11 protein-coding genes are annotated in these 13,429 nt (G+C 54.3%); 8 read left to right on the top strand and 3 right to left on the bottom strand.

Features of this window, described 5'->3' with window-relative positions:
* Positions 1-62: 62 nt before the first annotated feature.
* Positions 63-704, top strand: coding sequence for a lytic transglycosylase domain-containing protein (locus ACFQPC_RS15550; protein ID WP_382272961.1), 642 nt, complete (start codon positions 63-65; stop codon positions 702-704).
* A gap of 77 nt (positions 705-781) precedes the next feature.
* On the opposite strand, the gene ACFQPC_RS15555 is transcribed toward ACFQPC_RS15550, so the two are convergent.
* Both ACFQPC_RS15555 and ffh read right to left on the bottom strand, forming a co-directional pair.
* Positions 782-1,222 carry an SWIB/MDM2 domain-containing protein gene (locus ACFQPC_RS15555; protein ID WP_012080835.1) on the bottom strand — a complete coding sequence of 147 codons (441 nt, stop codon included), beginning with the start codon at positions 1,220-1,222 and terminating at the stop codon, positions 782-784.
* A gap of 359 nt (positions 1,223-1,581) precedes the next feature.
* On the bottom strand, positions 1,582-2,949 hold the full coding sequence (ffh, locus tag ACFQPC_RS15560) for a signal recognition particle protein (RefSeq protein ID WP_382272760.1): 1,368 nt from the start codon (positions 2,947-2,949) through the stop codon (positions 1,582-1,584).
* Positions 2,950-3,293: 344 nt separating this feature from the next.
* Here ffh and ACFQPC_RS15565 point away from each other — a divergent pair, with 344 nt between their 5' ends.
* The 7 genes from ACFQPC_RS15565 to ACFQPC_RS15595 all read left to right on the top strand — a co-directional run bounded on the left by ACFQPC_RS15565 (position 3,294) and on the right by ACFQPC_RS15595 (position 12,772).
* Positions 3,294-4,103, top strand: coding sequence for a cytochrome C assembly family protein (locus ACFQPC_RS15565; protein WP_012080833.1), 810 nt, complete (start codon positions 3,294-3,296; stop codon positions 4,101-4,103).
* The gene (locus tag ACFQPC_RS15570; protein ID WP_382272761.1) at positions 4,100-4,339 is read left to right on the top strand and encodes a PP0621 family protein; all 240 of its coding nucleotides are present in this window, start codon (positions 4,100-4,102) and stop codon (positions 4,337-4,339) included. The genes ACFQPC_RS15565 and ACFQPC_RS15570 overlap by 4 nt, the downstream gene beginning before the upstream one ends.
* 3 nt (positions 4,340-4,342) lie before the next feature.
* Positions 4,343-6,043: a sensor histidine kinase gene (locus ACFQPC_RS15575; protein WP_382272762.1), complete on the top strand. Its 1,701-nt coding sequence runs from the start codon at positions 4,343-4,345 to the stop codon at positions 6,041-6,043.
* Between the two features lie 29 nt (positions 6,044-6,072).
* Entirely contained in the window at positions 6,073-7,491 is a 1,419-nt protein-coding gene (locus tag ACFQPC_RS15580) for a sigma-54-dependent transcriptional regulator (protein ID WP_382272763.1), read from the top strand.
* Complete coding sequence (gene ampD, locus ACFQPC_RS15585) at positions 7,478-8,113, top strand: 1,6-anhydro-N-acetylmuramyl-L-alanine amidase AmpD (RefSeq protein ID WP_382272764.1); 636 nt, start codon at positions 7,478-7,480, stop codon at positions 8,111-8,113. Before ACFQPC_RS15580 ends, ampD begins: the two co-directional genes overlap by 14 nt.
* Before the next feature lie 405 nt (positions 8,114-8,518).
* On the top strand, positions 8,519-11,410 hold the full coding sequence (locus ACFQPC_RS15590; RefSeq protein ID WP_382272765.1) for a ribonucleoside-diphosphate reductase subunit alpha: 2,892 nt from the start codon (positions 8,519-8,521) through the stop codon (positions 11,408-11,410).
* Positions 11,411-11,593: 183 nt separating this feature from the next.
* Positions 11,594-12,772: a ribonucleotide-diphosphate reductase subunit beta gene (locus tag ACFQPC_RS15595; protein WP_012080827.1), complete on the top strand. Its 1,179-nt coding sequence runs from the start codon at positions 11,594-11,596 to the stop codon at positions 12,770-12,772.
* 291 nt (positions 12,773-13,063) lie between these two features.
* On the opposite strand, the gene ACFQPC_RS15600 is transcribed toward ACFQPC_RS15595, so the two are convergent.
* A partial coding sequence (locus tag ACFQPC_RS15600; protein WP_382272766.1) for a hypothetical protein occupies positions 13,064-13,429 on the bottom strand: 366 nt, incomplete at its 5' end.

Here is a 13,429-nt window from a genome sequence, read left to right on the forward strand (position 1 = left end):
ACCAGGTCGCCGGTTCCGTATGCGCTGCTCCTGCGCGACTACGGTCGGCATCCGGTCGTTATCTGTCCGGGCTGGTCTGCGCCGGTTTATTCGTCGTGTTGGCTGGTGCTGCAAACGCAGGTAACCAGAAAGAAGAAGCAATGGCCGATGCGGTGCGTATCGCCTTGTCGCGTGCGATTACCGATCCACGGCCGCCGATCCCGCAGTTTGCCGGCATCGATGAACGCCTCGAGTATCTGCACTGGCTGGGCGAGATGTCGGATCGCCTGTACAAGAAGCTGCCGGACCGCCAGTTGCGTATCGAATTCCTGCGTACTACCTGGTATGAAGCGCGCCGTGCCGGTCTTGATCCGGCTTTGGTGCTGGGTTTGATCCAGGTAGAGTCGGCCTTCCGTAAATATGCGGTGTCACCGGTCGGTGCGCATGGCTATATGCAAGTAATGCCCTTCTGGACGCGCGTGATAGGGGACGGTGATCGCAGCAAGCTTTTCCATATGCAAACCAATTTGCGTTTCGGCTGCTCCATCCTGCGCATGTACCTGGATATGGAGCGGGGCGATTTGTACCTGGCTTTAGGCCGCTATAACGGCAGCCGCGGGCGTCCGGAATATCCGAATGCTGTGCTGGCGGCGTGGAAGAAATGGGAGCATCAGCGCGAACCGGTCAGCAGTGTCGTCGCGGAACGGGGTCCGGAGCACAAGTAAGCGACTAGCGATAGCCGGACAGCAGATACAAAAACGCCCGCGCGATGCGGGCGTTTATGTTTGGCACAGAGACAAAATTATTTCAGGTGACCCGAGATGAGTTTGGTCATCTCAAACATGGACACTTGTTTTTTGCCGCCAAAAACAGCTTTCAGCTTTTCATCCGCATCGATCATGCGTTTGTTGGCTTCATTTTGCAGCTTGAACTTCTTGATGTATTCCCACACTTTTTTCGTTACTTCAGTGCGTGGAGCTGGCGATGCACCGATAACAGCGGCCAGAACTGCGGACGGTGTTACTGGTTTCATGAATGCGGCGTTAGGCTTGCGTGCGGTCGCTGGCTTTTTCGCTGCAACTTTTTTCGCTGCTGGTTTTTTAGCAGCTACTTTTTTAGCAGGAGCGGCTTTCTTGGCCGGCGCTGCTTTTTTTGCTGGTGCTGCTTTTTTCGCTACGGGTTTTTTCGCAGCTGGTTTCTTGGCGGCCGGTTTAGTGGCCGCTGGTTTTTTGGCTGTTGCCATCTTCAAACCTCCTTCACATTGTGTTGGGAAATTGCGCCAATTCACGCACCGTCAATAGTGGTGTGGTTTTTCTTGCTACGCAAGTGTTTTTTATGCGTTTCCCTCTGTATTTGTAGGCTGCAAGCCACGTATGGCGCAAGGCTGGAAGCGCGAATGGTTTATTCGATTCGGCGGCGCAGTTTTTTCATCTGTTCATGCGTCAAAAAAACGGCGGATTTTTGCAGCGCCGACGGCTGGAAAACGGTGGCGAATCCGCCCGGTTTTTGTGCGTGCTACTGAAAAGTCAGGGCGGTCAGGTCGGCAGAATAAGAAAAAGCCCGGTCTCGCGAGCCGGGCTTTCTCCATGAACAGGGACAAAATCAGCGCATGCCGGGCAGCATACCCTTCATGCCGCGCATCATTTTCATCATATTGCCGCCCTTGAGCTTCTTCATCATGGTTTGCATTTGATCGAATTGCGCCAGCATCCGGTTGACCTCCTGTACCTGGACGCCGGCACCGGTAGCGATGCGGCGCTTGCGCGAAGCCTTGATCAATTCCGGTTTTGCGCGTTCTTGCGGTGTCATCGAATTGATAATGCCTTCCATGCGAACCACCTGTTTGTCGGCCATGCCCATATTGGCACCGGCGGCGGCTTGTTGCAGCTGCGCCGGCAGCTTATCCATCAGGTTGGACATGCCGCCCATTTTCTTCATTTGTGCCAATTGCGATTTGAAGTCGTTCAAATCGAATTTGCCGCCGACCTTGATCTTATTGGCCAGGCCCTGCGCCGCTTCCATGTCGACGCCCTTGCGCGCTTCTTCCACCAGCGCCAGGATGTCGCCCATACCGAGGATACGATCGGCCATACGGGCCGGATCGAAGGCTTCCAGGCCATCGAGTTTTTCCGCGACACCGGCGAATTTGATCGGTTTGCCGGTGATGTGGCGTACCGACAGCGCGGCACCGCCGCGTGAATCACCGTCCAGTTTGGTCAGTACGATACCGGTCAGTGGCAGTGCATCGCTAAAGGCTTTGGCGGTATTGATCGCATCCTGGCCCAGCATCGCATCGACTACGAACAGGGTTTCGATCGGTTTGACTGCCGCATGCAGGGCCTTGATTTCCTGCATCATCGCTTCGTCGATGCCGAGGCGACCGGCGGTATCGATGATCAGTACATCGTGGTAATGGCGTTTTGCATAGTCCAGCGCGGCCAGTGCAATGTCGACCGGCTTGTCAGTCGCTTGCGACGGGAAAAAGTCGGCGCCGACCTGGGCGGTGACGGTTTCCAATTGACCGATTGCAGCCGGACGATAGACGTCGGCGGAAACGGTCAGGACTTTTTTCTTTTTTTGCTCGCGCAGGTATTTGGCCAGCTTACCGACGGTAGTGGTTTTACCTGCGCCTTGCAGACCCGCCATCAGGATGATCGCCGGCGGCTGGGTCGCGAAATTAAGTTGCGACGCTTCCGGGCCGAGATCGGCACCCATGATCGCAGCCAGTTCGCGCTGGACCACGCCGACCAGTGCCTGGCCCGGCGTCAGCGAGCCGACGACATCTTCGCCCATCGCTTTTTCCTTGACGCGGCTGATGAATTCGCGCACGGCGGGCAGGGCAACGTCGGCCTCGAGCAGGGCCAGACGGACTTCGCGCAGCATTTCTGCAGTATTGGTTTCCGTCAGGCGCGCTTCTCCGCGCATGGTTTTGACGGCTTTGGCTAAGCGTTGGGTAAGATTGTCGAGCATGGATAGTGGCTGGTATGAGTCAAAGGTGATGCAACAGGCGACAGCGGCGAAAACAAACTTCGGCCTGCTGCGGCGACTAGCCTCATTTTAACCGATGCACCGCCGGATGCGCCGGGATGGCTGAGATAGTTGCAGCGTTGCTATCTATATAGTGTGCGCCGCCGCAGCCGGGCAAATTTTTATCGTGCAAATGCATCTTGTATAAGCGTTTTGGCCCGGCTAATGGTAATGTCACGGGAGCAATTTCGCCGCAGACACAAAGGTGCTGCCGACGATCCTGCAAAAGCGGCGGCCTGCCGCTGGTAGCGACCGGGCGCAGGCCTTACATGGTGTAAACTTAAGCGATGTACACATACTTCTTTGTCTTGGCTGCATTGTTTTACGCAGCTTGCGCATTCTTGCCGGCTAAGCAACGCACGGCAATTTCAACCGGCACCCTGATCGGCTGGCTGTTGCACGGCGCTGCGCTATGGGTCGATGTCATTGGCCATGGCGCCTTGCGCATGGGGTTTGCCATCATGTTGTCCGGCGCCTTATGGATTTCGGTCGCGGTTTACTGGCTGGAAAACCGAAATTTCAGCCTTGATGGTTTGCGCATCCTGGTCTTGCCCTGTGCCGCAGTCGGGGTATTGCTGCCGACCGTATTCCCCGGCAGTATGATTCCGCTCGATGGCAAGTCCGCCTTGTTCCCCTGGCATATCGCGATTGCGATGCTGGCCTACAGCACTTTGACGATTGCCGCTTTCCACGCGGTCCTGATGGCCTTGCAGGAATCCAAGCTGCATACCCGCCTGAGCGTACAAAAGACCGGCTGGTTTGCGTTGGCGATCGACAGATTGCCGGCCCTGCTGACGATGGAAAAATTGCTGTTCCGCCTGATCGGTATCGGTTTCTTCCTGTTGACCCTGACCGTGTTGTCGGGTGTCGTGTTTTCCGAAGAGTTATTTGGCAAGGCCTTCAAGTGGGAACATAAAACCATCTTCACCATGCTGTCGTGGATCCTGTTCGGTGTCTTGCTGGCAGGGCGCAGATGGCGCGGCTGGCGCGGCAAGACGGCGCTCAGTTTTACCCTGACCGGTTTCACCACCTTGTTCCTGGCCTATGTCGGCAGCCGCTTCGTGTTTGAAGTGATCTTGCACCGGAGCCTTGCATGAAGTTCTTGTTGTGGGCTGGTGTGATCGTCGCAGTGATCTGGATGCTGCGCAGCAAGAAAGCGAATAAGGCCGAAGCACCAAAAGCCAAGGCTTCAGCAGCGTCCACGCGTGAGATTGAAGCGATGCTGAGTTGCGCCCATTGCGGTACACATTTCCCCGCATCCGAGGCGGTGCGGGATGGTTCCGATCGGGTATTTTGCAGCGATGAACATCGCCGTCAGCACGTGGCGCACTGATACATGACGCAAACCAAACCGGTGTTGGCGGATACACGCGATACCTTCTGGCGGACCTTGCAGGCTTTTGCCCTGACCCGCACGCTGATAGCCGGCGTCTTGCTCGCTTACTTCGGCATGGGCGCCACCAAGTTGTGGCAGCACAAGGATAATTTCTGGAGTGCCTGCATCGTTTATCTGGTGCTGGCGCTGTTGTTCGTCGTCTTGTCCTTATATTGGCGGCGGCGCTTCCTGTTGCAGGTAGTGGTCCAGGTAGCTGTCGATATTGCCGGTATCACCCTGCTGTACCTGACGGCGGGCGGTATCAAGAGCGGCCTTGCCATCCTCTACCTGTTCCCGCTGGCCGGTGGTGCCATCCTGGCGCCGCTGGTGCTGGCGCTATTCTTCGTGTCCGCCGTGACGCTGTTACTGCTGGCGGAAAACGGTTACCAGCTGCTGAATGAAAATGCCGATATTTCATCGTCACAAGTGGGTTTGTATTGCGCGGCGTTCTTCATCATTATCTTTGCAATCAACCGGCTTGCGGCCCGCCTGATCAAACAGGAAACGCTGGCGCGCGGCCGCGGTCGTGCCCTGCATGTGCAGCAGGCAATTAATCGCCTGGTCATTGCGGATATGGAAGACGGCATCCTGGTGGTAGATCGCAAAGGACGTGTCCTCACGAGTAATCCGGCGGCGGCCCGGATGCTGGGCCTGTCGTTCCCGCATGAAGGCGATTACGGCAAGTTATCCGATATGGTGTGGCTGGCGCCGATAGCTGCGGCGTATTCCGCATGGGGCGCACGTTCCGGTTTGCGCGTACCGACCCAGCCACATACACAGCAACAAACGCCGACTTTTGTTTTTATCAAACACACCGAAGAAAATACATTACAGGGTGGCAGCACGATCATGGGCGGTCGGCGCGAATTGATGACGCATTTAAAACTGCGCTTTGCGCGGGTCGATGCCGATGGCGTACTGGAAGACCGGGTCGTGATTTTCCTGCAGGATGTGACTGAAATTGAAAACCAGGCACAACAACTGAAGCTGGCATCGATGGGCCGGCTCACTGCCAGCATTGCGCACGAGGTGCGCAATCCCCTGTCGGCGATCGGTCATGCGACCTCGCTATTAAAAGAAGATGAGCTCAGCGCCGGCCAGCAGCGCCTGCTTGCCATCATCAGTGACAATGTGGCGCGCCTGAACCGGATGATCGAAGACATCCTGAAGTTGTCGCGCAAGGCGCACCAGTACCATGAACCGCTGTGCCTCAGCCTGCTGTTCGATGATCTCCTGAGCGAATTAAGTGAAATACATGAGATCAAGGATGGCATGATCGCGGTGGCGGATATGAAGCCATATAAAGTCCGTTTCGATCCGTTGCATTTGCGCGAAATCGTCTTGAACTTGCTGACAAATGCGTTACGCTACGCCAGTGGAGCCCCCGCCAGCATACGTGTATATATAGTGGCGATGCCCGGGCATCGGCTGGAATTGCACGTGCAGGACGACGGGGTGCAGATTAGCTCGGCGGTACGGGCCCATTTGTTTGAACCGTTTTATACGACGTCGAACAAGGGTACCGGCCTCGGCCTGTACCTGGCGCGCGAGCTGTGCCTGAATAATGGCGCGATGCTGAACTATGAATACCGGAAGGATGATGAACACGGTTCGCCATCCGGCCGCTTTGTGATTACTTTTGCCACTAACGAAGCTGTTTAAATGTCCTCCAACCGTACAAGCTGCGCATCATGACTTCTCCTCGTATTCTTATCGTCGATGATGAGGCGGACCTGCGCGAGTTGCTGGAAATTACACTCGTCAAAATGGGCCTAGATATCGACAGTGCGCAGAATCTGGCAGTCGCCCGCGATTATCTGAAACAACATGAATATGCATTGGTACTGACCGATATGCGTTTGCCGGACGGCTTGGGCATAGAGTTGGTGCAGGAAATTACCTCGCAATACAAAAATACCCCGGTGGCCGTGATTACCGCTTTTGGCAGTGCCGACAATGCGGTGGTTGCCCTGAAAGCCGGTGCCTTCGATTATTTGTCGAAGCCGGTAGGGCTGGAACAGTTACGTGTCATGGTGCGTTCCGCTTTGCGCATCAGCCAGGCTGATGAGCAGCCGAGTACCAAAGTGGCGGTGCCGCCGGCCTTGCGCCTGATGGGGCAATCGGAAGCGATGCTGGCCTTGCGTGCGCAAATTGCCCGCCTGGCGCGCAGCATGGCTCCGGTCGCCATCAGCGGTGAATCGGGCAGCGGCAAGGAATTGGCCGCCCGTGATATCCATGCACAGAGCGCGCGCAGCGACAAACCATTTGTAGCCGTCAATTGCGGCGCAATTCCGGAAGCGCTGATGGAAGCCGAATTCTTTGGTTACCGTAAAGGTGCGTTTACCGGTGCGGTGGATGACCGTGATGGATTCTTCCAGGCTGCCAATGGTGGCACCCTGCTGCTGGACGAGGTGGCGGACCTGCCGCTGGCAATGCAGGTCAAACTGCTGCGCGCGATCCAGGAGCGCCGGGTGCGTAAAGTGGGGGCGACGGCGGAAGAACCGGTCGATGTCCGTATTATTAGTGCGACGCATCAAAACCTGCACGATTGCGTTGGGCGCGGCACCTTCCGCCAGGATTTGTATTACCGCCTGAATGTGATCGAGTTGAATCTGCCGCCTTTGCGCGAGCGCCTCGATGATGTTGCCTTGTTGGGCAGGGCGATCCTGACCCGCCTGGATGCCGGGCAGGCGAAATTGACGCCGACGGCGCTGGAAGCTTTGCTTGCTTATTCCTTCCCCGGCAATGTGCGCGAACTGGAAAATATACTGGAGCGCGCGCTGGCCTTTGCCAATGATGGCGTGATCGAGGTGACGGACCTGGTATTGAAAGCTGCGCATACGCCGAAAGTCGTTGCTGTGGCAGAAACAGCTGAATCGACGGCAATCTCCGAACCACCCGTCGCCGCAGCGGATGCCAAGCCGTTGGCAGCGATTAATGATTTACCCGGTTCGCTGCCCGACCACCTGGATGATGTGGAGCGCGAAATCATCCGCCGCGCCTTGAGCAAAACCCAGTTCAATCGGACCCAGGCTGCCGAATTACTCGGCATCAGCTTCCGCCAGCTGCGTTATCGGATGCAGCGGCTGGACATCAATGCACCGGAATAAGGCTTTGGGCCAACCATCGTCACAGTTTCAAATCGACGCCGCTGGATGGGCCGTCGGTGCGCAGCATGTGCCTTCGCCCAATTTTGACGCACGGGCAGAAGGAACAGAAATTGCCTTACTGGTGATACATAACATCAGTTTGCCACCATCGCAGTTTGGTGGTCCGTATATTGCTGACCTGTTCCTGAACAAATTGGATTATGATGCCGACCCGTATTTTGATCAGTTGCGGCCTTTGCGCGTTTCTGCGCATTTCCTGATCCGGCGCGATGGTACGGTGCTGCAGTTCGTCTCGGCCCATGACCGGGCCTGGCATGCCGGCGTTTCGTCCTTTTGCGGACAAGAGCGTTGCAATGATTTTTCGATCGGCATTGAACTGGAAGGTACCGATTTTGACGCTTTTGCGGATGCACAGTACACCGCACTGGCGGCTTTGACGGTGGCGCTGAAAGCAGCTTATCCGCTGATGCATGTAACCGGGCACGAAGATATTGCACCCGGCCGCAAAACGGATCCGGGTCCATTTTTCGATTGGGCCGAATATCAGGCGCGCTATCGTGTGCAGCAAAAACAGGCAAATATAGGCGAGGCCGCACCAGATTTGGCTTTCCGCTTAATGTAAAAAATGCAGCTATGCAATCCCATATATTCTTATAAAAAAATATATCTGAAACTGCTGAAAAATTGATTGCATCCTCGAGTTTCACGCACTAGAATTAGTGCAGATCGTGATTTTCGCACTAGATGTAGTGAGTTTTCGGTCCCGCCTTAAGTTTGTTCAGGTAGATGCACCTTCAAGCAATTTGTTAATTCATATGAAGTAAGGGCTCTGGGCAGATGCCATATATAAGTAAAACAATGTCGGCATGGGCGTTCAACGTAGATCTCTGCGTTCTTGGCTGCGGCTTTGGTTTGGTTCCGCGGCTGTCATCCAGGAAAAACAATTTCGTGAAACCGGCGGTAGCCGGTTTTCTCTCTTAAAAAAAGTACGGCAATATTGCCAGCAATCCCTATTGAAGGAGTCGTAATGCTCTCTACGCAAGAAATTTCAGCCAAGTCACCGACAGAAATTGGCAACATCGCGTCCCTCGCGGTTGCACCGTCGACCTCCAATACACAGACCGTTGGTCTGGGCGAACATCGCATTATTCGTCGTAATGGCGCGGTAGTTGGTTTCGAGCCATCGAAGATTTCCATCGCTGTGACTAAAGCGTTTTTGGCTGTTAACGGCGGCCAGGGCGCAGCATCGGCACGCGTGCGTGAACTGGTTGAGCAACTGACTTCGAATGTCGTCAACGCCCTGGTGCGTCGCCAGCCGGCCGGTGGCACCTTCCATATTGAAGATATCCAGGATCAGGTTGAATTGGCTTTGATGCGTTCCGGCGAACACGATGTGGCGCGTGCTTACGTGTTGTATCGCGCCAAGCGGATGGAAGAGCGTGCGCAGCAGCAAGCCGCCAAGCCAGTCGCTGAAAGCAATCAATTGCACGTAACGGAAGACGGTCAGCGTCGTCCGCTGGATATGAACCAAGTCCGTGACTTGATCAGCGCCGCATGCATCGGCCTGGAAAAACACGTTGATGCCGAAGCCATCCTGCATGAAACAGTTAAAAACCTGTACGACGGTGTACCGGTTGAAGAATTGCACAAGTCGGCCATCCTGGCAGCGCGCGCGCTGATGGAAAAAGACCCTGCTTACAGCACGGTCACCGCGCGTTTGCTGATGCACACAATTCGTAAAGAAGTATTTGGCCAGGAAGTGGCGCAAGCCGATGCCCCTGAGCAGTACCTGGAATACTTCCCGAAATTCATCAAAAAAGGTATCGAAGCAGAATTGCTGGATGCCAAACTGGGCCAGTTCGACCTGAAAAAACTGGGCGATGCACTGGTTCCTGAGCGCGACCTGCAATTCGGTTACCTCGGCCTGCAAACCCTGTATGACCGTTACTTCCTGCACATCCGTGATACCCGTATCGAAATGCCGCAAGCCTTCTATATGCGCGTAGCGATGGGCCTGGCACTGAACGAAATCAACCGCGAAGAACGCGCCATCGAGTTTTACAACCTGCTGTCCAGCTTCGACTTCATGAGCTCGACTCCAACCCTGTTCAATTCCGGCACCCAGCGTTCACAGCTGTCGTCGTGCTACCTGACCACGGTGGCGGATGACCTCGATGGTATCTACGAAGCGATCAAGGAAAACGCATTGCTGGCGAAATACGCCGGCGGCCTGGGCAATGACTGGACCCCGGTTCGTTCGCTGGGCGCACATATCAAAGGCACCAACGGCCGTTCGCAAGGCGTGGTTCCTTTCCTGAAAGTAGTTAACGACACCGCTGTGGCGGTTAACCAGGGCGGCAAACGCAAGGGCGCAGTCTGCGCTTATCTGGAAACCTGGCACATGGATATCGAGGAATTCCTCGACCTGCGTAAAAACACCGGCGATGACCGCCGTCGTACGCATGACATGAATACCGCTAACTGGATCCCTGACCTGTTCATGAAGCGCGTCATGGAAAAAGGCGAATGGACCCTGTTCTCGCCATCCGATGCACCAGACCTGCACGACAAAGTCGGCAAAGCGTTCGAAGCGGCTTACACCGGTTACGAAGCCAAGGCAGCACGCGGTGAATTGAAGCTGTTCAAGAAAGTCCAGGCACTGGACCTGTGGCGCAAAATGCTGTCGATGCTGTTCGAAACCGGCCATCCATGGATCACATTCAAGGATCCTTGCAACATCCGTTCGCCACAGCAACACGTGGGCGTGGTTCACAGCTCGAACCTGTGCACCGAGATCACACTGAACACCAACGATTCGGAAATCGCAGTCTGCAACCTGGGTTCGGTCAATATGCCGGCCCATATGAAAGACGGCCAGCTGGATCACGTCAAGCTGCAAAAAACGGTACGTACCGCGATGCGCATGCTGGATAACGTGATCGACATCAACTACTACGCAGTCAAAAAAGCACGTGATTCCAACCTGCGCCACCGTCCGGTCGGCCTCGGCATCATGGGTTTCCAGGATTGCCTCCACATGATGCGCATTCCTTACGCTTCGGATGAAGCGGTACAGTTTGCCGATCGTTCGATGGAAGCCGTCTGCTACTACGCTTACTATGCTTCGACCGAACTGGCTGAAGAACGTGGTCGTTACAGCTCTTACCGTGGTTCCTTGTGGGATCGTGGCATCCTGCCGCAAGATTCGCTGAAACTGCTGCAGGAAGAGCGCGGCGGTTACCTGGAAGCCGACCTGACAGAAACCCTGGACTGGACACCGTTGCGTGAACGCATCAAGCAATACGGTATGCGTAACTCGAACTGCGTTGCGATTGCACCGACCGCGACCATCTCGAACATCATCGGCGTTTCGGCTTGTATCGAACCGACTTACCAAAACCTGTACGTCAAATCGAACCTGTCCGGCGAATTCACCGAAATCAATGAATATCTGGTCCGTGATTTGAAAGCACGCGGTTTGTGGGATGAAGTCATGATTTCCGACCTCAAATACTTTGACGGCAGCCTGGCCAAGATCGACCGCATCCCGCAAGACCTGCGTGACATTTACTCAACAGCATTTGAAGTTGAGCCTAAATGGCTGGTGGAAGCGGCATCGCGTCGCCAAAAATGGATCGATCAGGCGCAATCACTGAATATCTATATGGCCGGCGCTTCGGGTAAAAAACTCGACGATACCTACAAACTGGCATGGTTGCGTGGCCTGAAAACCACTTACTACCTGCGTACCATGGGTGCAACGCATACCGAAAAATCGACTTCGAAAACCGGTGCACTGAATGCGGTTGATTCCGGCGCCCCGTCTTCGGCAGCGCAAGCTACGGCAGAAACCGACGGTCCGGCTTGCATGTTGCGTCCTGGTGATGCAGGATTCGAGGAATGCGAAGCCTGCCAATAATGAGTAGCCGGGCAGTCAACGGACACTAAATAAGCAGGATAAACGGCGCTGCGCAGCCGACAGCAAGATAGGCAGGCAGCGCCGGATTGAACTAGATGGAAAGAAAGCAGACAAAGGATAAAGTGCCTTTGTTCTGTAAGACGGTGTCAATACACCCGCAGAATACGAATAAGGAAATAAGTCATGCTAAGTTGGGATGAAGAAGTAAAACCGGCAGCACCTGCGCCAGCATTGCAACCGGCTTTGCAGCAAGTACGTGATGCAGCTGCACAACGGCTGCAAACACAAGATGTGGCACTGGATCCTGCCCTGGTAGCGAAAGACGCTGCCGCAGTTGATCCGACCCGTCGTATGGATGCCGCCGACAAGCGCGTCATCAATGGCCAGACTGACGTGAACCAGCTGGTGCCGTTCAAATACAAATGGGCCTGGGATAAATACCTGGCTGGTTGCGCCAACCACTGGATGCCGCAAGAGATCAATATGCAGCGTGATATTGAATTGTGGAAAAACCCGAACGGCCTGACCGATGACGAGCGTCGTCTGGTAAAGCGCAACCTGGGCTTTTTCGTGACCGCCGATTCGCTGGCCGCCAACAATATCGTGCTCGGTACCTACCGCCACATTACGGCGCCGGAATGCCGCCAGTACCTGTTGCGCCAGGCATTTGAAGAGGCGATCCACACCCACGCCTATCAATACATCGTTGAATCGCTGGGTCTGGACGAAGGCGAAATCTTCAATGCCTACAATGAAGTCGAGTCGATCCGCGACAAGGATCAGTTCCTGATTCCATTCATTGAGACGCTGACCGATCCTGAATTCAAGACCGGCACGACTGAGAATGATCAGAAATTGCTGCGCTCGCTCATCGTGTTTGCCTGCCTGATGGAAGGTCTTTTCTTCTATGTCGGCTTCGCGCAAATCCTCGCGCTGGGTCGTCAAAACAAGATGATGGGTGCTGCAGAGCAGTATCAATACATCCTGCGTGATGAGTCCATGCACTGCAACTTCGGCATCGATTTGATCAACACGATCAAGCTCGAAAATCCGCATTTGTGGACGCCGCAATTCCGTGAAGAGATTAAAACGTTGTTTTTACGCGCAGTAGAGTTGGAATATCGTTACGCAGAGGATACAATGCCGCGTGGAGTGCTTGGTCTTAACGCACCGATGTTCAAAGGCTATTTGAGATTCATTGCAAATCGTCGCGCACAACAAATCGGTTTGGAGCCGATGTTTGAACAAGAAGAAAATCCATTCCCATGGATGAGCGAGATGATCGATCTGAAAAAGGAGCGCAACTTTTTCGAGACCCGAGTCATCGAGTACCAAACTGGTGGCGCGCTCAACTGGGAATAAATAATTAAAAATCGCGTTGCCTTGAGCAACGCGAAATAAGCAGCAAAAAGAGTAGTTCCAAAGATGCAGTCGCTCAAACAGGAATTACAAAGACTGCGTAAAAACAGGAAAGGCAACAACCAAATTTAATGAACAGTAGAAGACCTATACGATCTCATCTGCTCAAACCGCAACACTTGATTCAGTCAGGTGCGGCGGTTTTTTTCTTTAAAAAAGGTTTGCTTTTTCTGAAACAGTATTCCAATGCCGGCGTATGCGCTGGCGTTTTTTTTGGCTATAGCGGTAGCATTGCTACGATAGACGCATAGCCAAGCAAGGCTGAAGTGCTGCATAAGTGAGGGGATGCAGCAGTTCAGCTGGAGCCGAATTCATTAGCGCAAGCAACAAGTACGCTTGTGCCGATGAATAATTCGCCCAAACCATCGCGATGGTGCGGGAGAGTTTCAAACCTAGAAGCTTGATTTTTTCCATCACGTGAAGGAGAAACAAAATGGCAACAGCAGCAAAAAAACCAGCAGCTAAGAAACCAGCTGCAAAGAAAGCAGCAGCTAAGAAACCAGCTGCAGCAAAAAAACCAGTAGCAAAAAAAGCAGCAGCTAAAAAGCCAGTGGCTAAAAAAGCAGCAGCTAAAAAGCCAGTAGCTAAAAAAGCTGTAGC

The sequence above is a fragment of the Herminiimonas glaciei genome, from assembly GCF_042664955.1.
Classification (GTDB): Bacteria; Pseudomonadota; Gammaproteobacteria; order Burkholderiales; family Burkholderiaceae_D; genus Oxalicibacterium; species Oxalicibacterium glaciei.